19 protein-coding genes are annotated in these 21055 nt (G+C 73.3%); 1 reads left to right on the top strand and 18 read right to left on the bottom strand.

Annotated features, from left to right (window positions below):
- The first annotated feature begins 34 nt into the window (after window positions 1-34).
- Window positions 35-406, top strand: coding sequence for a DUF1304 domain-containing protein (locus MID12_RS30640; protein ID WP_040255333.1), 372 nt, complete (start codon window positions 35-37; stop codon window positions 404-406).
- Window positions 407-455: 49 nt separating this feature from the next.
- On the opposite strand, the gene hypE is transcribed toward MID12_RS30640, so the two are convergent.
- The 18 genes from hypE to aceA all read right to left on the bottom strand — a co-directional run bounded on the left by hypE (window position 456) and on the right by aceA (window position 20976).
- Window positions 456-1544: a hydrogenase expression/formation protein HypE gene (gene hypE, locus MID12_RS30635; RefSeq protein WP_040255332.1), complete on the bottom strand. Its 1089-nt coding sequence runs from the start codon at window positions 1542-1544 to the stop codon at window positions 456-458.
- On the bottom strand, window positions 1537-2661 hold the full coding sequence (hypD, locus tag MID12_RS30630; protein ID WP_263172350.1) for a hydrogenase formation protein HypD: 1125 nt from the start codon (window positions 2659-2661) through the stop codon (window positions 1537-1539). Before hypD ends, hypE begins: the two co-directional genes overlap by 8 nt.
- Window positions 2658-2984, bottom strand: coding sequence for a HypC/HybG/HupF family hydrogenase formation chaperone (locus tag MID12_RS30625; protein ID WP_040255329.1), 327 nt, complete (start codon window positions 2982-2984; stop codon window positions 2658-2660). The genes hypD and MID12_RS30625 overlap by 4 nt, the downstream gene beginning before the upstream one ends.
- Window positions 2985-3082: 98 nt before the next feature.
- The gene (gene hypF, locus MID12_RS30620) at window positions 3083-5497 is read right to left on the bottom strand and encodes a carbamoyltransferase HypF (protein ID WP_263172348.1); all 2415 of its coding nucleotides are present in this window, start codon (window positions 5495-5497) and stop codon (window positions 3083-3085) included.
- A 15-nt stretch (window positions 5498-5512) separates the two neighbouring features.
- Window positions 5513-6406 carry a hydrogenase nickel incorporation protein HypB gene (gene hypB / locus MID12_RS30615; RefSeq protein WP_263172347.1) on the bottom strand — a complete coding sequence of 298 codons (894 nt, stop codon included), beginning with the start codon at window positions 6404-6406 and terminating at the stop codon, window positions 5513-5515.
- A 4-nt stretch (window positions 6407-6410) separates the two neighbouring features.
- Window positions 6411-6791: a hydrogenase maturation nickel metallochaperone HypA gene (locus MID12_RS30610; protein ID WP_263172346.1), complete on the bottom strand. Its 381-nt coding sequence runs from the start codon at window positions 6789-6791 to the stop codon at window positions 6411-6413.
- A gap of 121 nt (window positions 6792-6912) precedes the next feature.
- Window positions 6913-7014 carry a DUF6893 family small protein gene (locus MID12_RS32530; RefSeq protein WP_376770608.1) on the bottom strand — a complete coding sequence of 34 codons (102 nt, stop codon included), beginning with the start codon at window positions 7012-7014 and terminating at the stop codon, window positions 6913-6915.
- 72 nt (window positions 7015-7086) lie between these two features.
- Complete coding sequence (locus tag MID12_RS30605) at window positions 7087-7674, bottom strand: hydrogenase maturation protease (protein WP_263172345.1); 588 nt, start codon at window positions 7672-7674, stop codon at window positions 7087-7089.
- Window positions 7671-9095 (bottom strand): hypothetical protein, encoded by a 1425-nt coding sequence (locus tag MID12_RS30600; protein WP_263172343.1) that lies wholly within the window; start codon window positions 9093-9095, stop codon window positions 7671-7673. Before MID12_RS30600 ends, MID12_RS30605 begins: the two co-directional genes overlap by 4 nt.
- Window positions 9095-9796, bottom strand: a complete 702-nt coding sequence (locus MID12_RS30595; RefSeq protein WP_040255323.1) for a DUF6084 family protein — start codon at window positions 9794-9796, stop codon at window positions 9095-9097. The genes MID12_RS30600 and MID12_RS30595 overlap by 1 nt, the downstream gene beginning before the upstream one ends.
- Entirely contained in the window at window positions 9793-10452 is a 660-nt protein-coding gene (locus MID12_RS30590; RefSeq protein WP_237282979.1) for a DUF5947 family protein, read from the bottom strand. The genes MID12_RS30595 and MID12_RS30590 overlap by 4 nt, the downstream gene beginning before the upstream one ends.
- On the bottom strand, window positions 10449-10985 hold the full coding sequence (locus MID12_RS30585) for a NifU family protein (RefSeq protein ID WP_263172341.1): 537 nt from the start codon (window positions 10983-10985) through the stop codon (window positions 10449-10451). The genes MID12_RS30590 and MID12_RS30585 overlap by 4 nt, the downstream gene beginning before the upstream one ends.
- Window positions 10982-12766 carry a nickel-dependent hydrogenase large subunit gene (locus MID12_RS30580; protein WP_040255321.1) on the bottom strand — a complete coding sequence of 595 codons (1785 nt, stop codon included), beginning with the start codon at window positions 12764-12766 and terminating at the stop codon, window positions 10982-10984. Before MID12_RS30580 ends, MID12_RS30585 begins: the two co-directional genes overlap by 4 nt.
- Window positions 12767-12877: 111 nt before the next feature.
- The gene (locus tag MID12_RS30575) at window positions 12878-13969 is read right to left on the bottom strand and encodes a hydrogenase expression protein HypE (protein WP_040255320.1); all 1092 of its coding nucleotides are present in this window, start codon (window positions 13967-13969) and stop codon (window positions 12878-12880) included.
- A 157-nt stretch (window positions 13970-14126) separates the two neighbouring features.
- A complete protein-coding gene (locus MID12_RS30570; protein ID WP_263172338.1) occupies window positions 14127-16724 on the bottom strand; it encodes a SpoIIE family protein phosphatase in 2598 nt (865 codons plus the stop codon).
- Between the two features lie 322 nt (window positions 16725-17046).
- Window positions 17047-17928, bottom strand: coding sequence for a 3-hydroxybutyryl-CoA dehydrogenase (locus tag MID12_RS30565; protein WP_263172336.1), 882 nt, complete (start codon window positions 17926-17928; stop codon window positions 17047-17049).
- Window positions 17925-19517 (bottom strand): malate synthase A, encoded by a 1593-nt coding sequence (gene aceB, locus MID12_RS30560; protein WP_263172335.1) that lies wholly within the window; start codon window positions 19515-19517, stop codon window positions 17925-17927. The genes MID12_RS30565 and aceB overlap by 4 nt, the downstream gene beginning before the upstream one ends.
- Window positions 19518-19695: 178 nt before the next feature.
- Window positions 19696-20976 carry an isocitrate lyase gene (gene aceA / locus MID12_RS30555; RefSeq protein ID WP_263172333.1) on the bottom strand — a complete coding sequence of 427 codons (1281 nt, stop codon included), beginning with the start codon at window positions 20974-20976 and terminating at the stop codon, window positions 19696-19698.
- Between the last annotated feature and the right edge of the window lie 79 nt (window positions 20977-21055).

Here is a 21055-nt window from a genome sequence, read left to right as displayed (position 1 = left end):
CGTCCCGTACCGCCGTCAGGAGTGCCGCAGCACCGTGAACGTCCTCGCCTCTCTTCTCGTGGGCCTCGTGGCCGCACTCCATCTGTACTTCCTGGTCCTGGAGATGTTCCTCTGGCGCACCCCGCGCGGTCGCGCGGTCTTCGGCACGACGGAGGAGTTCGCCGAGCAGAGCGCCGCGCTCGCCGCCAACCAGGGCCTGTACAACGGCTTCCTCACCGCGGGCCTGGTCTGGGCGCTGCTGGCCTCCGGGGGCCCGGGCGGCGAGGGCTTCGCCCCGGCGGTCTTCTTCCTCGGCTGCGTGGTGGTCGCCGGGGCGTACGGCGCCGCCACCGTCTCCCGGCGCATCCTGGCGGTGCAGGCGCTCCCGGCCGCCCTGGGGCTCGGCGCCGTCCTCCTCGCGCACTGAACCGCCCGCGGGCTCCGGTACCCGCGGGCGGTGCAACTCCCCTGCCGTCTCAGCAGATACGCGGCAGCTGCTCGCCGATCGGGAGGTCCACCACCCGGGTGCCGCCGAGCGCGGTACGGACCGTGACCATGCCCGGATGCGCCTCCACGCAGGCGCCGATGGCCGCCGCCCCGGCGCCCAGCGGGTGCGCCCGCATCGCGGCCAGTACGGCGTCGGCGTGGGCCGGGGGCACGAAGGCGACCAGCTTGCCCTCGTTGGCGACGTACATCGGGTCCAGGCCCAGGATGGCGCAGGCATTGGCCACTTCGGGCGGCACCGGGATGTCCCGCTCCCGCAGCGCGACCCCGACCGAGGCCGCCGCGGCGATCTCGCCGAGAGCACTGGCGAGCCCGCCGCGAGTGGGGTCCCGCAGCACATGGATGTCGGGGGTGACGGCGAGCATGGCCTCGACGAGGGAGCCGAGGGCGGCGCAGTCGCTCTTGACGCCCACCCCGAACTCCAGCCCCTCGCGCACGCTCAGCACGGCCACCCCGTGCTCGCCGATCGGACCGCTGACGAGCACCACATCGCCCGGGGTGGCCCGCTGCGGGCGGATGTCGACGCCCTCCGGGATGAGCCCGATGCCGGAGGTGTTGAGGTAGATCCCGTCCCCGCGGCCCGCCTCGACGACCTTGGTGTCCCCGGTGGCGACCTCGACGCCCGCCGTGCGCGCGGCGGCGCCCAGCGCCTCGGCGACCCGCGCCACCACCGCCATCTCGACGCCCTCCTCCAGGATGAACCCGCAGGAGAGGTAGGCGGCGCGGGCCCCGCTCATGGCGAGGTCGTTGACCGTGCCGTTGACGGCGAGGTCGCCGATGCTGCCGCCGGGGAAGAACAGCGGCCGTACCACGAAGGAGTCGGTGGAGAACGCGAGGCGGGCGCCGCCCAGTTCGACGGCGGCCGAGTCGGCGAGGGAGGAGAGCACGCGGCCCCCGAAGGCGGGGGCGAAGACATGCTCCACGAGTTCGGCCGACAGCGCACCGCCGCCGCCGTGCCCCATCACGATCCGCTCCTGGTCGCGCAGCGGTGCGGGGCAGGTCCAGCCGGAGAAGTCCGGTGCGGCCGGGGCGACTTGGGCCAGGTCGGTGGTCTCAGACAACGGGGCTCGCCTCCAGGGGTGCGGGCGTACCGCCGAGGCGGCGGTACAAGTAGTAGGCGGCGCAGGCTCCTTCGCTGGAGACCATGGTCGCGCCCAGGGGATTGCGGGGGGTGCAGGTGGTGCCGAAGGCCTCGCACTCGTGCGGTTTGAGGAGCCCTTGCAGCACCTCTCCACTGCGGCACTCGGCGGGTTCGGTGGTGGTGATGCCGGTGACCGAGAAGCGGTACTCGGCGTCGAACTCCCGGTAGTGCGGGGCGAGTCGCCAGCCGCTGGCCGGGATGACACCGATGCCGCGCCAGCCGCGGTCGGTCACCTCGAAGATGTCCTCCAGCATCGCCCGGGCCGCCTTGTTGCCCTCGGCCCGCACCGCGCGCGGGTAGGCGTTCTCCACCCGGTGCTCGCCGCGCTCCAGCTGCCGCACCGCCCGCCGCACGCCCTCCAGGATGTCCAGCGGCTCGAACCCGGTGACCACGATGGGAACGCGATGGCGCTCGGCCAGCTCCGGGTACTCCTCGGTGCCCATCACGCTGCACACGTGCCCGGCGGCGAGGAAGGCCTGCACCCGGCAGTCCGCCGACTCCATGATGGCCTCGACGGCCGGGGGCACCCGCACATGCGAGACGAGCAGGCTGAAGTTGCGGATGCCGAGCCGCCTGGCCTGATGGACCGTCATGGCGTTGGGCGGGGCGGTGGTCTCGAAGCCGATGCCGAAGAAGACGACCTCGCGGTCCGGGTTGTCCTGGGCGATCTTCAGCGCGTCGAGCGGCGAGTAGACGATCCGTACGTCGCCGCCCCGGGACCGGACCTGGAAGAGGTCGCGGCCGGTGCCGGGCACCCTCAGCATGTCCCCGAAGGAGCAGAAGATCACCCCGGGCCGGGAGGCGATCTCCAGCGCCTTGTCGATGAGTTCGAGCGGGGTCACACACACCGGGCAGCCCGGCCCGTGGATCAACTCGATCTTCTCGGGCAGGAGTTGGTCGATCCCGTGCCGGATGATGGAGTGCGTCTGGCCGCCGCAGACCTCCATCAGGGCCCAGGGGCGGGTGACGGTGGCGTGGATGTCGTCGAGCAGGCGCTTCGCCAGCTCCGGGTTCTGGAACTCGTCGATGTACTTCACTGCTGCGCCTCCTGCGGTGCGTGCGCCGGGCCCGCCCCCGGCGGGACCTCTTCTCCCGCCCAGGCGGCCGCCTCCCAGGGGTCGCCGAACTCCTCCTGGAGCAGCCCGAGGTCCTCGAAGAGGGCGAGGGTCCGGCGGGCCGACTCCTCGTCCAGGCGCTGCAGCGCGAATCCGACGTGCACGATGGTGTATTCGCCGACCTGGAGGTCCGGCAGGTATTCCAGGCAGACGTCCTTCACCACGCCGCCGAAGTCGACACTCGCCATGCGGGTGCCGTCCCGTTCCTCGATCTCCAGGACTTTGCCGGGTACCGCCAGGCACATGGGCTTCTCCTCGTTCTGCTGTCACGGTCTGGTTGGTGCGAGGTGCGGGGTCCGTACCGCCGTACGGGTGCCGCCGCGTGGCGGGCGGGCGGTTCCGGTCAGGGCCGGGGGCCGCCGCCCCGTGCCGGGGCCGCCGCATGGGCGGCGACCATCAACTGGCCGAGGGCGAGCCCGCCGTCGCCCGGTGGGACGAGCCGGTGCCGCAGCACGGTGAAGCCGTCCTCGCGCAGCACCCGGGTGCAGGCCCCGAGCAGTAGCGCGTTGGCGAAGACTCCTCCGGTCAGCGCCACCGTCTGGACGCCGTGCTCCTCGCGCGCCCGCCCGCAGACACGGCGTACGAGCCCGGCCAGGGACTGGTGGAAGCGCGCCGCGACCAGCTCCCGCGGCACCCCCGCCCGCAACTCGGCCACCACGGCGGCGAGTACCGGCCCGGGGTCCGCCTGCAGCGCGGCTCCCGCCTCCCCGGTCAGGCCGAACTCGTAGGCGCCGTCGACCGGTTGGCCCCAGGAGACCGCGGCGGCCTCCAGCTCCAGGGCGGCCTGGGCCTCGTACCCGGCGTGCTGGCAGATCCCGGCGAGCGAGGAGACCGCGTCGAAGAGGCGGCCCATGCTGGAGGTGGGCACGCAGTTGATCCCGCGCTCCAACTGCCGTGCGAGCAGCGGTAGTTGCTCCGGCGGGCAGGCCGCGACCGAGGGCAGCTCCGGGTCCCAGGGCAGGCCCGCCGCCCGGAGGTGGGCCAGCGCCATCCGCCAGGGGTGGCGTACGGCCGCGTCCCCGCCCGGCAGCGGCACGTACCGCAGATGGGCGAAGCGCAGGAAGCCGGTGTAGTCGGCGAGCAGGAACTCGCCGCCCCAGACGGCACCGTCCTCGCCGTAGCCGGTCCCGTCGAAGGCGAGGCCCAACACCCGTGTGCTGCCGTCGAGTTGATTCTCCGCCAGCACCGAGGCGATATGCGCGTGGTGGTGCTGCACCCGGTGCAGCGGCCGCCCCTCGGCGGCGCCGCGGGCCCAGCGGGCGGAGCGGTAGCCGGGATGGCGGTCGGCGGCGAGCAGTGCGGGCGCGACCCCGGTCAGGGAGGCCAGCTGCCGCTCGGCACGGCCGAAGGCGGCGAGGGTGGCCAGGTCGTCCATGTCCCCGATGTGCGCGGAGAGCCAGGCCCGGCGGCCGGCGCCCAGGCAGAAGGTGTTCTTGAGATCGCCGCCCACCGCGAGCGCGGGGGCGACGGGCAGCGGAAGCGGCACCGGCAGCGGCGCGTAGCCGCGGGAGCGGCGCAGCGGCAGCTCCTCGCCCGCGCACACCCGCACCACCGAGTCGTCGCAGGGCACCTCGATGGGCCGGTCGTGGCCGAGCAGCGCGTCGGCGAGCGGACCGAGCCGCTCCCGCGCCTCGTCCTCGCCGGTGACGATGGGCTCGCCGCCGAGGTTGCCGCTGGTCATCACGAGCAGCCGGGGCCCCGGCGGATCCCCGGGCAGCCCGAGCAGCAGATGGTGCAGCGGGGTGTACGGGAGCATCACACCGAGGTCGGCGCTGCCGGGGGCGACCGCCGCCGAGAGCGCCGGATGCGGTCCGGTGCCGGTCCTGCGCAGCAGCACGACGGGCCGGACGCTGCCGGTGAGCAGGGCGCGTTCGGCCGCGTCCGGGCTGACCAGGCCCGTGAGGTCGTCGAGGCTCCGGGCCATGACGGCGAAGGGCTTGCCGCCGCGGGCCTTGCGCTCCCGCAGCAGCCGCACGCTCGCCTCGTTCCCGGCGTCGCAGGCGAGGTGGTAGCCGCCGAGCCCCTTCACGGCGACGATCGCGCCGTCCGCGAGCAGCCGCCGCGCCCCGGCCACCGGGTCGGTGCGCACCTCGGTCCAGGACTCCCCCGCCGCCCCGTCCCCCGTCGGGCCGTCCCCGCGTACGAGCAGCCGCAGCCGGGGCCCGCAGTCGTGGCAGGCGACGGGCTGGGCGTGGAAGCGGCGGTCGGCGGGGTCCGCGTACTCCGCCGCGCACCGGGCGCACATCGGGAAGCCGGCCATGGTGGTGTGCGCGCGGTCGTAGGGCAGCCCGGTGACGATCGTGAAGCGGGGGCCGCAGTTGGTGCAGGTGATGAAGGGGTGGCGGTGGCGCCGGTCCCCTGGGTCGCGGAGTTCGGTGAGGCAGTCCTGGCAGGTGGCGGTGTCCGGGGAGACCAGGGTGCGCGCGGGGCCGCCGGTGCGGGAGGCGGTGATCCGGAATCCGGCGCCGCCCTCGGCGGCCAGTTCCTGATGGCTGACGGATTCCACCTGGGCCAGCGGCGGCGCCTCAGGACCGATGCGCGCGCGGAAGGCGGCGACCGCCTCGGCGCTGCCCTCGACCTCGGCGAGCACCCCGTCCCCGGTGTTCGTGACGTGCCCGGAGAGCCCGAGCCGCCCGGCGAGCGCGAAGACATACGGGCGGAAGCCGACCCCCTGGACGACTCCGCGGACCAGGACACGGCTGCGCCGCACTCCCGGAGGCGGGGCCTCGGCAGCCGTCTTGGCCGGTTCTCCTGTCATGGCGGTGCGCCGCGCTCAGCGGGCCGCGGCGCCGTCGCGGTGGTGCACGTGTTCGTGCCCGGCGGGGTGGGGGGCGTCCGCCCCGTGCGCGTGGGCGTGCTCGTGCGGGTGCTCATGGGCGTGCGCGTGAGCGTGGTCGTGGTCGTGCGCATGACCGTGATCGTGCGGGTGCGCGTGGTCGGGCTGCTGGTCGTAGCCGTAGGCGGCGCGTTCGGTGGCGACCTGACGGGCCATCACCGGCTGGTGGACGGTGCCGCCCTCGCACGCGGCCAGGGCCCGGTCCAGGAGCACTCCGGCCCCCTCGCCGTCGCGGGCGGAGGTGAAGACCACCTCGACGCCCGGGTTGACCTGCCGGACGTTGGCCAGGAAGGCCGCCTCGTCGAAACCGACCGCCTGCGCGAGGTCGTGCTTGGTGACCACCACCAGGTGCGCGAGGCCGAAGGCGGTGGGGTACTTCAGCGGCTTGTCCTCGCCCTCGGTGACCGCGGCGAGCGCCACCCGCAGGGTCTCGCCGAGGTCGTAGGAGGCGGGGCAGACCAGGTTGCCGACGTTCTCGATGAAGAGCAGCCGGGTGTCCTCGGGCAGCCAGCCCTCCAGATGCGCGCCGAGCATATGCGCCTCCAGATGGCACAGCCCGTCGGTGAGCACCTGCTTGACCGGGGCCCCCGAGCGGGCGAGGCGGCGGGCATCGTTCTCGGTGGCCAGGTCGGCGGTGAGCGCGGCCACCGGCACCGACCGCTCCTTCGCCAGGGCGAGTTCGGCCTCCAGGAGTGCCGTCTTGCCGCTGCCGGGGCTGGAGAGGAGATTGACCACGGCGGTGCCGCGCGCCCCCAGCTCGGTGCGCAACTGCCGTGCGCACTGGTCGTTCTTGGCGAGGACCGCCTGCTGCAGATCGACGACTCGGCACATGGCTTCACGGCTCCTTGACGACGGGTTCGTGCTGCGGGCTCTCGGCCCATTGCACGGTGAGGATCTGCAGTTCGCGGCCCGAGAGCAGTTCCGTGGTGGCCCCGCCGCACCGCTCGCAGCTCAGCTGCGGGGGCATGCCGGTGGGCCACTGCCGGGCGCAGGGCACACAGCGCGCACGGCCGGGCACCTGTTCGGTACGGAGTGCGGCGCCGTGGAGCAGGGTGCCTTCGCAGGCCAGCGCGAAGCAGAACTGCAGGGATTCGGGTACCACCCCGGCCAGCTCACCGACCTGCAGGGTCACCGAGTCGACGCCGGCCGCCCCGCCCGCTTCCGCCGCTTCCTCGACCTGGCCGACGACGGCCAGCGCGATGGACATCTCGTGCATCGGTCACTTCCTGGGGCGGGCGGTATGACCCGTTTTCGCGGGCCCGTCCCATTACAGGGCCGGTGCCCGGGACCACGGGACTGCCACGCCGTGGCCCCGCCCCAGGTACGCCGATCGGATCTCACATGGCGCGGATCTTCAGATACCGCCTGATGTCGGGCAGGTTCACCGCGACCGCGCAGGCGGCCGCCGCGGCGACGGAACCGATCAGGAACTTCCACATGGCCGTGCTCCTTCGTCAGAGGGGTGTCCCGTCCGCCGAGGTCGGCGGAGGGCGCGTACGGGCGGTACGGGTTCAGGCCTCATGGCCCTGCGGTACGAGTCCCGGGCCGCCGGGGGCCGGTGCCGTTCCGTGGCCGGGCGGCGCCGCGCTCTCGGGGTCGGCCCCGAGGAGGCCGAGCACCAGGCGCACCGCCTCGTCCAGGGCGGCCTCGACGGGAGCGCTGAGCCCCATGCCCTCGTCCACCGAGGCGGGTTCGCAGCCGACGACGAGGACGCGCCCGGGGCCGCTCTGCCCGGTCCCCGCGGTCAGGGTGCCGAGCAGGGCGAGCACGGTGTCCGGGGACATGCGGTGCCCGTCGATCACCGGGGTGCCCGGCTCGGGGCGGTCGGCTTCGCGCACCTCGATCAGGTGGACGGTGCCGGGCGCGGCGCCGCGCTGCATGGCGTCGACGAGGACCACCGTGCCGTAGCCGTCGAGGAGTTGGTAGGCCAGGTGCACCCCGCGGACGCCGATGTCGGCGAGCTCCACGTCCGGGGGCAGCGCGCGCTCCCGAAGGCGCCGCACGGTCTCGACGCCGAAGCCGTCGTCGCCGAGGAAGATGTTGCCGATGCCCGCGACCAGGGTGCGGCCCCCGGCGGCGGGCCCCGCGGTGCCGTTCACGCTTCCTCCAGCGGGGTCACTTCGTCCGGCTGGAAGTACAGGAACCGTCCCTGTACGCGCCGCAGTTCGGCCCCCGGGTCGTCGTCCACGGTCACCGCGAGGTGCACCTGCCCGTCCACGTCGTGCAGGACCGCCTCGACCAGGGCCCGGCGCCCGTGCAGGAACAGGTCCTGGGCGTCGGTGCGCCGCTTGCCGGGGCGCAGCAGCACGCGGCTGCCCGCGCCGAGGCTGGCGCCGTCGACGAGGACGCGGTCGCGATCCGGGTCGACGCTGCGGTCCGCGCCCGGGTCCCACCAGGGGGTGCCCTCGGCCACCCCGGGTACGTGGGGGGTGTCCTCCGGCGGCGGGGGCACCGCGGGTTCGGTGATCGCGCGCAGGCCCCGGACCGCGCCGTGCAGGCGGTCGAGCATCTCCGGGGGCAGGGTGTCGGCCAGGTCGATGACGGCACCGGCACGGTCGTCGGTACCGCGGGCCTCGCGCTTCTCCTGGTCGGTGAGGGCCGCGGTGCGCAGGGCGAGGATCTCGTCGATCTCGGTGGCGTCGTAGAGGGCGCCCGGGCTCTCGGGGGCGATCTGGGGGTGGTCCTCCAGGATGATCGGCGAGGACAGGACGACATCCGCGGCGCCGTCCTCGCCCGAGAGCACCGGCCAGGTGTGCTCGTTGCGGCACTCGGCCACCGCCGCCCGGGCCCACTCCGGCGGGTCGGTCATCGACAGGAAGGACCCGGCGGTCAGGCCGAGGATCAGATGGGCCGAGACCAGGGAGTGCGGCAGCGCCGCGGCGCGGTCGGCCGCCGCGCCCTCGCCGGGCCGCCAGCCACTGGTGTTCTCCACCGTGGCGGTGAGCCTCAACACCCGGTAGGGGCCGGGGAGTTCGGTCGCGGACAGCCGGAGCACGCCCTCGATCCGCTCGCGGCGCCGGACCAGTCGGCCGACCGGCTCCCCGTCGGTGCCGATGACCGCCTCGTACTCCTCCGAGGCGGGCCGCGCGAACGGGAGTTCGGCGCCCTCCTCGGCCAAGTCGCCGACGTCCACGGTGAGTTCGACCTGCTCCTCGACGCCCTCGTCCCAGGCGGACAGGACGCGGTCGGGCAACTCCAGGCTCTCCACCTCGTGATGGGCCCCGTCCGGGCCCAACTCCTCGACGGTGCGCCGCTGCGCGTGCAGGAACCGCAGCCGCACCCGCAGGCTCGCCCCGCCGCGCGGCTCCATCAGGCACTCGGTGCGCTGCGCGCTGTGCTCGGCGCTGTCGCTGCCCCAGGAGGGCGGCACCAGGACGCCGAACTGCCAGCGCATCCGGTTCTTGGCGGCGGACGCCCGGTAGGGGTAGAGGACGTACCCCTCGAAGAGGACGGCGTCCGCGACCAGGGCCGCGGTGTCCAGGCGGGTGTCCGCGGCGGGGGCGGGCGGGGTGCTCGTCATCAGGCACCGGCCTCCTCGGTCAGTGTGGCCAGGGCGGCGGGCAGCGGACCGCCGGTCGCCGGGGCCTGCCCGCCGCGGTCGGCGGACTCCAGCAGGGCGCGTACGGTCGCCTCCCAGGACGGCAGGGCGTGCCGGGAGCGGTAGGCGAGCAGTTCGTCCATGGCGGAGCGGGGCAGCCGCAGCCACCCGCAGCCCGGGAAGTGCTGCTCGACCATCTCCCGCCACACCGCCACCGGCATCCGGCAGACGGCCTCCTTGTCCCAGGGCACCGGGTGCACCTCGAAGCCGCCGGCGCCGTGGAAGGCGGTGCCGGAGAACAGCAGCAGGAAGGGCACCTCGCCCTGGGTGAGGGCGTCGAGGTAGCGGGTGGCGGCGATGTCCATGTCGTAGGTGCAGGGCACCGGCAGGTCGACCTCGCCCTCGCCGGTGAAGCCGGGGACCACCACGGAGGCCTGCGCGAACTGCACCGGGTGCATGGTGCTGCCCCAGCGGGAACGCACGCCGAAGAGGTCGCCGAGTCCCTCGGCCTCCGCGTCCTCGTAGCGGCGGCGGGCCGGTTCGATACGGATCTGGCAGCGCAGCGCGAGGGCGTGCACCCGCTCGCCGGGCGGGGCGGTGATCCGCACCCGGAAGACCAGCGTGGGCCCCGCGGCATAGGGCTCCGCACGCACTCCCACGCAGGTGAACCGCAGCTCGCTCACGGGCCCTCCTTCGGTCGGCGCACCGGTACCGCCCGGGCGTCCAGCTCGGCGAAGAAGGCGTCCAGCTCGGCACGGGCCTCGGCTCCGCCGTCGAAGCCCTGCCAGTGCAGCCGCATCCGGCCCACCAGTTCGTAGGCCGCGTCGATCGGTACGAGGTAGCAGGCGACCCGGTCCCCGGTGCGGCGGACCAGGAGGGCCTCCACGTCCGGCTGCATCGCGGCGGCCAGCGGGGAGCCGCCGAAGACGGACTCCCAGACCTCGGTGTCGAGTTCGCTCTCGGTGGCCCCGGCCGGGCTCGGGTACAGCGAGACGATGTGGTCCAGGGCCGAGTTGCGGAAGAAGTACGCCATGCCGACGGGGATGCCGAGGCTCTGCCACTCGGCCGCCCCGATCCGCAGCGAGGGGTCCCGCAGGCGCCGGTCGGGGACCGTGCGGAAGCGCCCGGTCGCCGCGCCGGGGCGGTCGAAGAGCATCGCGCAGGCCACGCAGGCGCAGGTCAGGGACCGGTTCTCGGTGTCGACGAGGTGGCGGTGGCTCTCGGGGAGCACCACCGCGCACAGCTCGCAGTGCTCGACACGGGGCTGGCGCGCGCCGATGAAGCGGCGCAGCCCCGTCTGCGTCCTCGCGGTGCCGCCCAGGGCGGCCGGCTCGTTCACCGGGCGACCGCCGGGCCGTTCGCCGCCGCCCCCGGGGGCCGGGTGCCGATCTGCAGCAGGGCGGGTTCGCGGGCCGCGGGCTGCTCCAGCGTCACCTTGGTCACCTCGGGCGCGAAGCAGGAGAGGGCGGCCGCCACGCGCTGTTCGACCGCGCCGCTGGTGCTGGGGCAGCCGCAGCCGCCGCCCTCCGGCTTGGTCAGGCGCAGTTCGCCGCTCTCCTCGTCGAAGCCGGTCACCCGCAGGTCGCCGGCCTCGGCGGCGGACAGGGCGTGGGCGACGCGCTGCTCGCGGTCCTCCGGGTGCAGCCCGTGCAGTACGAGCAGGCCCGCGACCAGCTCGTCGCCGAGCAGCGCGCCCAGCGGGTTGCCGGAGGTGCCGGAGAGCCGGTCGACCAGGCGGGCGAGGCCCGCGCCGTAGAACTCCATGAGGGCGCGCACCAGTTCCTCGGCGGCCTCGGCGACCGCGGGGCCGCCCTTGGCGGTGAGGCCGTCGAGGAGTTCCTCCACGCGGGCGCCGGTGGCCTCGGCGCTCATCCGCCCAGCCCGCTGAGGCCGGTGGGCACGTGCATCTTCTGCAGCGTCTTGCCGCCGCCTACGTACATGTGCACGCCGCAGGGCAGGCAGGGGTCGAAGCTGCGTACGGCCCGCATGATGTCGATGCCCTTGAAGTTCTCCGGGGTGTTCTCCTCGAAGATGGGCGTGTTCTGCACCGCGTCCTCGTACGGGCCCGGGGTGCCGTAGGAGTCCCGCACGCTCGCGTTCCACGGGGTGGGCGGGTACGGGTGGTAGTTGGCGATCTTGCCGTCGCGGATGACCATGTGGTGCGAGAGGACGCCGCGCACCGCCTCGGTGAAGCCGCAGCCGATGCTCTCGTCCGGCACCTCGAACTTCTCCCAGGTCTGGGTGCGTCCGGCCCGTACCTCCTCCAGGGCCTTCTCGGCGGCGTGCAGGGCGATGGCCGCGCTGTAGGCCTGGAAGTAGGTGCGCGCCCGGTTGCGCTCCAGGGCGTTGCTCCACTTCGGGATCTTCCACTCGAAGGTGGTCTCCGGCTTGGTCAGCGAACGCGGCAGGTTGATGATCACGCTGTGCCCGGTGGCCTTCACGTACCCGGTGTCGACGAGGCCGGACAGCGCGGTGGACCACAGCCGGGCGATGGGGCCGCCGCCGGTGTCCAGGGCGAGGTAGTCCTTGCCGTCGAACCAGCGCGGGGACATCACCCAGCTGTACTTGTCGTCGAAGTCCCGCTTCTGCGGCGCCGGGATGGTGTGCTGGTTCCACGGGTGCCGCGGGTCGACCGGGTTGCCGAGCGGGTCGTGGGTGACGAACTGCTCCTGGCCCTCCCAGTCCTGGTAGTAGGAGCTGCCGAGCAGGATGCGGATCCCGAGGTTGATCTTCGTGAGGTCGTTGGTGACCAGCTTGCCGTCCACGATGATGCCCGGGGTGACGAACATCTTCCGTCCCCACTCGGACATGTTGGCGTACGTGAAGTCGCAGTACTCCGGGTCGTTCAGGGCGCCCCAGCAGCCGAGCAGCACGCGGCGGCGGCCGACCTCCTCGTAGCCGGGCAGGGCCTCGTAGAAGAAGTCGAAGAGGTCGTCGTGGAGCGGGACGACGCGCTTCATGAACTCGACGTACCGCATGAGGCGGCTGAGGTAGTCGGTGAAGAGCTGGACGGAGGCGACCGTGCCGACGCCGCCCGCGTAGAGGGTGGAGGGGTGCACATGGCGGCCCTCCATCAGGCAGAACATCTCGCGGGTGTAGCGGCTGACCTGGAGCGCCTCGCGGTAGAACTCGCCCTCGAGGGGGTTGAGCGAGCGCATGATGTCGGCGATGGTGCGGTAGCCGTGCTCCGCGGCGTGCGGGGCCTCGGTGCGCTCGGCGAGGTCGAGGACGCCCGGGTTGGTCTCGCGGACCATCTTCTCGCAGTAGTCCACCCCCACCAGGTTCTCCTGGTAGATGTTGTGGTCGAACATGTACTCCGCGGACTCGCCGAGGTTGATGATCCACTCGCCGAGGTGCGGGGGCTTCACCCCGTAGGCCATGTTCTGCGCGTAGACCGAGCAGGTGGCGTGGTTGTCACCGCAGATGCCGCAGATGCGGCTGGTGATGAAGTGCGCGTCGCGGGGGTCCTTGCCGCGCATGAAGACGCTGTAGCCGCGGAAGACGGACGAGGTGCTGTAGCACTCCGCGACGCGCTTCTGCTTGAAGTCGATCTTCGTGTGGATGCCGAGACTTCCCACGATCCGGGTGATCGGATCCCAGGACATCTCCGTCAGGCCGCTGCCGTCCTTGGCCACTTTCGGAGGGGATGCCATCGCGTGCTCCGTACTCTTCTTCGTCGGGCGTGGGTGCGGGCGGCCGTGCGGCCGCCCGGTTGAGGCGCGGGTGCGGCCCGGTCACCGGGACCGGGCCGCAGCGGGGTGCGGTTACCAGGGCCTGCCGTAGCCCGTGGTGAGTTCGCGGCCGGTGTGGCGCCACTTGGGCTCCTTGTCGACCGTCTTCGCGGTGATGCCGCGGAGCCTGCGGATGGCGGCTCCGTAGAGTCCGCTCGCGGTGGCGGAGATCTTGCCGCCGGGCGGCTCGTCCATGAACGGCATGAACTTGTCGGGGAAGCCCGGCATGGTGCAGGCGATGCAGATGCCGCCGACGTTGGGGCAGCCCCCGATGCCGTCCATCCAGCCGCGCTTGGGGACGTTGCACTTGACGACCGGGCCCCAGCAGCCCAGTTTCACCAGGCACGTGGGCGAGTCGTAGGTCTCGGCGAACTGGCCCTGCTCGTAGTAGCCGGCCCGGTCGCAGCCCTCGTGCACGGTGGCGCCGAACAGCCAGGTCGGGCGCAGCTTGTCGTCCAGCGGGATCATCGGGGCCGAGCCCGCGGCCTGGTAGAGGAGGTAGGTCAGGGTCTCGGCGAAGTTGTCCGGCTGGATCGGGCAGCCGGGCACGCAGACGATCGGGATGCCCGCCTTGGACTTCCAGTCCCAGCCGAGGTAGTCGGGCACGCCCATCGCACCGGTCGGGTTGCCCTCCATGGCGTGGATGCCGCCGTAGGTGGCGCAGGTGCCGATGGCGACGACGGCGAGGGCCTTCGGGGCGAGCCGGTCGAGCCATTCGCTGGTGGTGATCGGCTGGCCGGTCTCCGGGTTGTCGCCGAAGCCGCTCCAGTAACCCTCGGGCTTGATCGCCTCGTTGGGGATGGAGCCCTCGATGACGAGGACGAAGGGCTCCAGTTCGCCGCGGTCGGCCTTGAAGAACCACTCGATGAAGGTGTCGGCGCCCTGGACGGGGCCCGACTCGAAGTCGATCAGCGGCCAGTGCACGGCGATCTTCGGCAGGCCGGGCAGGGCACGCAGCGCGATCTCCTCGATGCTCGGCTGCGTGGCCGCCGTCAGGGCGACGGAGTCGCCGTCGCAGCTCAGCCCCGCGTTGATCCACAGGATATGGATCGGCGCCTCGTCCTCTGCCGGGTCCGGGGGGTTCGCAGTGGCCGTGGCGGAAGGAGACGGTTTCGCATCCGGCATGGATGCCTCCTTGGTCGGGTGTGCGACAGACGCCACCTAACGCGGCGCACCTTCCTGGGTACTCGCCGCCACGCCGTGCCGCGATCCGGAAGGGTCCATTGCGGTGAGCGCCCCTTCCGGCGCCCGCGGTGCCCCCGCGCGGCGCCGCCCGCCGCGCTCAGGACAGCGGCAGTTCGGCCCAGATGACCTTGCCCTCGGGGGTGTAGCGGGTGCCCCAGCGCTCGGCGAGCTGGCTGATCAGGAACAGGCCCCGGCCGCCCTCGTCCTCGGCGGCGGCCGAGCGCAGATGCGGCGAGGTGCTGCTGGTGTCGGAGACCTCGCAGATCAGGCTCCGGTCGCGGAGCAGGCGGATGCCGATCGGCCCGGAGGCGTAGCGGATGCCGTTGGTGATCAGTTCGCTGAGGATCAGCTCGGCGGTGAACACGGCGTCGCCCAGGCCCCAGTCCACGAGGTGCCGGGCCAGCTCGGCGCGGGCGCCCGCGACCGCGGCCGGTTCCGGCGGCACCTGCCAGCTGACGGCCTGGTCGGCGGCGAGGACCCGGGTGCGGGCGACGAGCAGGGCGATGTCGTCGCCGGGGCGGGCCGGCAGCAGGGCCCGCAGCACCGCCTCGCAGGAGTCCTCGGGGCTCAGCCCCGGCCGGGAGAGCGCGGTCCGCAGCATCTCCATGCCGACGTCGATGTCGCGGCTGCGGTCCTCGATGAGCCCGTCGGTGTACAGGACCAGGCTGCTGCCCTCGGGCAGGTGGAGTTCGGCCGCCTCGAAGGGCAGGTTGCCGACGCCGAGCGGCGGGCCCACCGGGATGTCGGGGAAGTCGACGCTGCCGTCCGGTCGCACCACCGCGGGCATCGGGTGCCCGGCGCGGGCCAGCTGGCACAGGCCGGAGGCCGGGTCGTAGATCGCGTAGACGCAGGTGGCGCCCGCGAGGGCGGCCTCGGTGCCGGCGGCGGTGTTCTCCTGGTCGATGCGGGCGATGAGTTCGTCGAGGTGGCCGAGGAGTTCGTCCGGCGGCAGGTCGAGCGAGGAGAAGTTCTGCACCGCCGTGCGCAGCCGCCCCATGGTGGCGGCGGCGTGCATGCCGTGCCCGACGACGTCGCCGACCACGAGCGCGACCCGGGCCCCCGGCAGCGGGATCACGTCGAACCAGTCGCCGCCGACCCCGGACTGGGCCGGCAGATAGCGGTAGGCGATGTCGAGGGCGTTCTGCTCGGGCAGGGCGCGGGGCAGCAGGCTGCGCTGGAGGGTGACCGCCATCTCGTGCTCGCGGGTGAAGCGGCGCGCGTTGTCGATGCAGACCGCGGCGCGGGCGGCGAGCTCCTCGGCGAGTGAGAGGTCCTCCTCCTCGAAGGGCTCGCCCTCCTCGGTGCGCCAGTAGTTGACGATGCCCATCAGCACGCCCCGCGCCTTCAGCGGCACGGTGATCATCGACCGGTAGCCGTGGTCGAGCACGTCCTGCGAGCGCTCGGCGCCCTGGGTGCGCCAGCCGTCCGAGGTCCGCATGTCCCTGACGAGTACGGGCTCCCCGCCGGTGAAGCCGGTGGCCTGCGGGGTCGGCGCGGCGAAGGTGACCAGGTCGCCGGGCCGGTACAGCGGGTGCGTGCCGTGCGCCCCGGTCAGGCTGATGCGGCGCAGCTGGGGCGCCTCCTGGCCGGTGACCGGGCGCGGCTCCTCCCCGCGCAGCACCGCCTCGGCGAGGTCGACCGTGGCGGTGTCGGCGAAGCCGGGCACGGACACCTGGGTCAGCTCGTCCGCGGTGCGCTGCACGTCCAGGGTGGTGCCGACCCGCACGCTCGCCTCGTACAGCAGCCTCAGGCGCCCCTGGGCGGCCTCGGCCTTTCCGGCGAGGGCGCGCAGTTCGGTGGAGTCGCGCAGGGTGGCCACACTGCCCGGGGGTCCCCCGGCCCGGTCGGTGGGCCGGTTGTTCACCGCGAGCAGGAGGTCCTGCACGGGGACCACCTCGTCGGTGGCGGCGCGGCGGGAGGCGAGCAGCTCGGCGATGCGCGGGTCGAGGCCGAGATCCGCGACGCGGGCGCCCTCGGAGTCCTTGGGCAGGCCGAGGAGGCGGCGGGCCTCGTCGTTGGCGAGCAGCACCCGGCCGTCGCCGCTGACGATGAGGACGCCCTCGCGCACCGAGTGCAGCACCGCGTCGTGGTGCTCGTACATCCGGGTCATCTCGCTGGGGCCGAGGCCGTGGGTCTGCCGCCGCAGGCGTCTGGTGACCAGGGCGGTGCCCGCGGTGGCGAGGACGAGGGCGGCGGCGCTCACGCCGAGGACGACGGGCAGTTGCCGCTCGAAGGCGCTGCTGACCTCGCTGACCCGGACGCCGGCCGAGACCAGGGCGACGATCTTGCCGCGGGCGTCGGTGACCGGGACGACGACCTGGACCTCCTGGCCGAGCGGGCCGGAGACCCGTTCGACGGTGATCCGGCCGGACAGCGAGGGCTCGATGGTGCCGACGAAGCGCTTGCCGATGAGTTCGGGGCGGGGGTGGGTGTAGCGGATGCCCTCGCGGTTCATCACCACGATGAAGTCGACCCCGCCGAGCATCCGGGCGGCCTCGGTGCGCGGCTGCAGCTGTGCGCTCGGGTCGGGTCCGCGCAGGGTCTCGACGAGTCCGGGCGAGTGGGCGAAGGCCTCGGCGGCGGCGAGGGAGCGGTCCCGGGCGGCCTGGAAGCGGTCGTCCCGCGCCTGGATCAGCATCGCCACCACGGCCACCACGACCAGGACGAGCACGATCAGCGCCTGCAGGACGAACATCTGGCTGGCGACGCTGCGGCCCCGCGCGGCGTCCCAGAGCCGCCGCGGCCACGGCGGACGGGGGCCGCGGCGCTGCCGGCCCCGGCGGCCGCGACTCGGGCGTGGGCCCTCGCCCGAGTGGCCGGACTGCTTCCAGGGTCGGCCCCTGAGTCGGGCCATACCCCCATGTCTACCCCGTGGCCTCAAGGGACGCGAACGAGCGGCGCGGGAGCGGGCGCCTGCGGGACGCCGACGGGGCGCGGCACGGCTCAGTCATCCGTGCCGCGCCCCGTCTCCACAGCGACCGGGGCACTCCTCGGACCCCGGCACCGCCCAGGGACCCTCACCCCTGGTGGTACTGGTGGAAACCCTGGCCCGATTTGCGGCCGAGGTGTCCGGCCTCCACCATCCGCTGGAGCAGCGGCGGCGGGGCGTACAGCGGTTCCCGGAACTCCCCGTAGAGGGATTCGGCGATGGCGGCGAGGGTGTCCAGGCCGATCAGGTCGGCGAGTCTCAGCGGCCCCATCGGGTGGGCGCAGCCCAGTTCCATCCCGGCGTCGATGTCGGCGGCGGTGGCGAAGCCGGACTCGGCCATCCGCACCGCCGAGAGCAGATACGGCACCAGGAGGGCGTTGACCACGAATCCGGCGCGGTCCCTGGAGCGTACGACCGTCTTGCCGAGGAGGCGGGTGGCGAAGTCCTCGGCGGTCTCGACCGCCTCGCGCGCGGTGTGCAGCGAGGGGACGACCTCGACCAGCGGCAGGGCCGGTACCGGGTTGAAGAAGTGCAGTCCGAGGACGCGGTCGGCGCGGCCGGTCGCCATCCCGAGCCGCATGACCGGGATCGAGGAGGTGTTGGTGGCGAGGACGGCCCGCGGGTCCGCCACGATCTTGTCGAGGGTGCGGAAGATCTCCGTCTTCGCCTCGGTGTTCTCGATCGCGGCCTCGACGACGAGCTGCCGGTCGGCCATCTCGTCCAAGCCCGCGGCGAAGCGGATACGGGAGAGCGCGTCCTCGGCGGAGAGCCGGTCCAGCCTGCCGCGCTGCACCGCCCGCTCCAGGGAGGCCGCCACCCGCTCGCGGGCGGCCCCGGCGGCGAAGGCGTCGGTCTCCGCGACCAGGGTGTCGAGTCCCGCGCGGGCGCAGACCTCGGCGATCCCGGCGCCCATCTGTCCGCCGCCGACCACACCGACCCGGCGGACGGGGATCCCCGCCGCGGGGCTCACGACGGCGTCCCGGGGCGGCCGACCAGGTGGCGGGCGTAGGCGTCGGAGGTGAAGAAGGCGGGCAACTCCCGTGCCAGCGCGGTGCGTTCGAAGATCTCCCGGACTTCCTCGACCCGGGCCCAGGGGTATTCGGCGCCCAGCGCGGTCAGCTCCTCGTCCAGGAGGCGTTCGACGCTCTCCCGGGAGACGGCGCCGTGGCGCACCCACTGCCAGATCTGCACCCGGGCGATCTCCGCGGTGGCGGCGTCCTCCATCAGCCCGTAGAGGGCGACGGCGCCCCGGCCGCGCAGCCAGGCGTCGAAGTAGCGCAGCGAGACGGCGATGTCGGCGCGGATGCCCTCGTCGGTGGGCGGGCCGCTGACCTTGCGCACGGCGAGCAGTTCGGCGGCGGTGACCTCGACGTCGTCGCGGGTGCGCTCCACCTGGTGGGGGCGCTCGCCGAGCACCCCGTCGAAGACCTCGCGGCACAGCGGCACCAGGCCCGGATGGGCGACCCAGGAGCCGTCGAAGCCGTCCTCGGCCTCGCGTTCCTTGTCGAGGCGGACCTTGGCGAAGGCGGAGTCGTTGGCCGCGGCGTCCTTGCCGGGCACCTGGGCGGCCATGCCGCCGATGGCGTGGGCGCCGCGCTTGTGGCAGGTGCGGACCAGGAGTTCGGTGTAGGCGCGCAGGAAGGGCGCGGTCATGGTGACCTTGGCCCGGTCGGGCAGGACGAAGTCGGGCCGGTGCGCGAAGTTCTTGATCAGGCTGAAGAGGTAGTCCCAGCGGCCCGCGTTGAGCCCGGCGGAGTGCTCGCGCAGCTCGTAGAGGATCTCCTCCATCTCGAAGGCGGCGGTGACCGTCTCGATGAGCACGGTGGCGCGGACGGTGCCGCGCGGGATGCCGAGCAGCTCCTGGGCCAGCAGGAAGACGTCGTTCCACAGCCGGGCCTCGTAGTGGTTCTCCAGCTTCGGCAGGTAGAAGTACGGGCCGTGTCCGGCGTCGATCTGCCGCTGGGCGCAGTGGAAGAAGTAGAGCCCGAAGTCGACGAGCGAGGCGGACAGCGGGCGTCCGTCGACGACGAGGTGCTTCTCGACCAGGTGCCAGCCGCGCGGCCGGACCACCAGCGTGGCCACGTTCTCGCCGAGGCGGTACTCCTTGCCCTCGGGGGTGGTGAAGTCGATCCGGCGCTCGATGGCGTCGAGCAGGGTGAGCTGGCCGCCGATGATGTTCTGCCAGGTCGGCGAGGTGGCGTCCTCGAAGTCGGCCATCCACACCCTGGCCCCGGAGTTGAGGGCGTTGACCGCCATCCGGCGGTCGGGCGGGCCGGTGATCTCGACGCGCCGGTCGACCAGTCCGGGGGCGGCCGGTGCCACCCGCCAGTCGGGGTCCTCGCGCACGGCCGGGGTGGCGCGGGAGAAGTCGAGGGCGGCTCCCGAGGCGAGGCGCTCGCCGCGGCGGCGGCGCTCGGCGAGCAGGTCGAAGCGGCGGGAGGAGAAACCCTGGTCGAGACGGCCCAGGAAGTCCAGGGCCTCGGGGGTGAGGATCTCGTCGTACCGTTCGCCCGGTGTGCCGAGCACCTCGACGCGGTGTGTGACAGCGGTGGTGGACATGCGGATCTCCTAGGCGGAAGGAAGGCCTCAGGGGTGGGCGGGGGCGGGCGCGGAAGCGAGCCGGGGCGGCGGGCCGGGTGAGGACCGGACGGGGACGTGCGTCCGGTCCTCACCGGTACGGGGGCGGCGGTGGCGCCGAACTGCCGCCGCGGGGAGGGGATGTGCGGCCGGACCCGGCCTAGTGGAACTGCTCTTCCTCGGTGGAGCCGCTCAGCGCGGTGGTGGAGGAGGCCGGGTTGACGGCGGTGGAGACCAGGTCGAAGTAGCCGGTGCCGACCTCGCGTTGGTGCCTGACCGCGGTGAAGCCGTGCTGCTGCGCGGCGAACTCCCGCTCCTGGAGGTCCACATAGGCGGTCATGCCCTGGTCGGCGTAGCCGCGCGCCAGGTCGAACATGCCGTGGTTCAGGGAGTGGAAGCCGGCCAGGGTGATGAACTGGAACTTGTAGCCCATGGCGCCGAGTTCGCGCTGGAACTTGGCGATCTGGTCGTCGTCCAGGGCGGCCTTCCAGTTGAAGGAGGGCGAGCAGTTGTAGGCCAGCATCTGGTCCGGGTACCGCGCGTGGATCGCCTCCGCGAACTCGCGGGCCTGGGCGAGGTCGGGGGTGCCGGTCTCCACCCAGATCAGATCGGCGTACGGGGCGTAGGCGAGGCCGCGGGCGATCACCGGCTTCATGCCGTTCCGCACCCGGTAGAAGCCCTCGGCGGTGCGCTCGCCGGTCACGAACTCGGCGTCCCGCTCGTCCACGTCGCTGGTCAGCAGATTGGCGGCGAGGGCGTCGGTGCGGGCCACGACGACGGTGGGCACCTCGGCGATGTCGGCGGCGAGGCGGGCCGCGTTGAGGGTGCGGATGTGCTGGCCGGTGGGGACCAGGACCTTGCCGCCGAGGTGGCCGCACTTCTTCTCGGAGGCGAGCTGGTCCTCGTAGTGGATGCCCGCGGCGCCCGCGGCGATCATGGCCTTGGTCAGCTCGAAGGCGTTCAGCGGGCCGCCGAATCCGGCCTCGGCGTCGGCGACGATCGGCGCGAGCCAGTCGGTGGTGTCCTCGCCGCCCTCGGCGGTGGCGATCTGGTCGGCGCGCAGCAGGGCGTTGTTGATCCTGCGGACCACCTGGGGCACCGAGTTGGCCGGGTAGAGGCTCTGGTCCGGGTAGGTGTGCCCGGCGAGGTTGGCGTCGGCGGCGACCTGCCAGCCGGAGAGGTAGATGGCCTGGAGCCCGGCCTTGACCTGCTGCACGGCCTGGCCGCCGGTGAGGGCGCCGAGCGCGTGGAGGTAGTCGCGCTCGTGGAGCTGGCGCCACAGCCGCTCGGCGCCGCGCCGGGCGAGGGTGTGCTCCTCGCGCACGCTGCCGGAGAGCCGGACCACGTCCTCGGCGCTGTAGGTGCGCTCGATGCCCTTCCAGCGGGGGTCCTCGGCCCACCGCTGTGCCAGCTCCTGTGCCGTGCTGCCTGACTGAGCCATGACCGTCTCCTGAGGGTCGGAGGAAATCTGCCGGTGCGCGACCGCAGAGATCTGGTGAACTGTGCGAAGAGATGGCACT

It is taken from the genome of Streptomyces sp. SCSIO ZS0520 (assembly GCF_025643355.1).
GTDB classification, from domain to species: domain Bacteria; phylum Actinomycetota; class Actinomycetes; order Streptomycetales; family Streptomycetaceae; genus Streptomyces; species Streptomyces physcomitrii.
Note: the sequence above shows the minus strand (reverse complement) of the source record. Positions and strands in the feature narration are given on the sequence as shown.

Bases quoted from the DNA above. Each gene is read 5' to 3' on its own strand.
- aceB (WP_263172335.1), bottom strand. From the start codon at position 19,517: ATGTCCACCACCGCTGTCACACACCGCGTCGAGGTGCTCGGCACACCG.
- MID12_RS30610 (WP_263172346.1), bottom strand. From the start codon at position 6,791: ATGCACGAGATGTCCATCGCGCTGGCCGTCGTCGGCCAGGTCGAGGAA.
- MID12_RS30585 (WP_263172341.1), bottom strand. From the start codon at position 10,985: ATGAGCGCCGAGGCCACCGGCGCCCGCGTGGAGGAACTCCTCGACGGC.
- MID12_RS30580 (WP_040255321.1), bottom strand. From the start codon at position 12,766: ATGGCATCCCCTCCGAAAGTGGCCAAGGACGGCAGCGGCCTGACGGAG.
- MID12_RS32530 (WP_376770608.1), bottom strand. From the start codon at position 7,014: ATGTGGAAGTTCCTGATCGGTTCCGTCGCCGCGGCGGCCGCCTGCGCG.
- MID12_RS30625 (WP_040255329.1), bottom strand. From the start codon at position 2,984: ATGTGCCTGGCGGTACCCGGCAAAGTCCTGGAGATCGAGGAACGGGAC.
- MID12_RS30570 (WP_263172338.1), bottom strand. From the start codon at position 16,724: ATGTTCGTCCTGCAGGCGCTGATCGTGCTCGTCCTGGTCGTGGTGGCC.
- hypF (WP_263172348.1), bottom strand. From the start codon at position 5,497: ATGACAGGAGAACCGGCCAAGACGGCTGCCGAGGCCCCGCCTCCGGGA.
- hypB (WP_263172347.1), bottom strand. From the start codon at position 6,406: ATGTGCCGAGTCGTCGATCTGCAGCAGGCGGTCCTCGCCAAGAACGAC.
- MID12_RS30600 (WP_263172343.1), bottom strand. From the start codon at position 9,095: ATGACGAGCACCCCGCCCGCCCCCGCCGCGGACACCCGCCTGGACACC.
- aceA (WP_263172333.1), bottom strand. From the start codon at position 20,976: ATGGCTCAGTCAGGCAGCACGGCACAGGAGCTGGCACAGCGGTGGGCC.
- MID12_RS30575 (WP_040255320.1), bottom strand. From the start codon at position 13,969: ATGCCGGATGCGAAACCGTCTCCTTCCGCCACGGCCACTGCGAACCCC.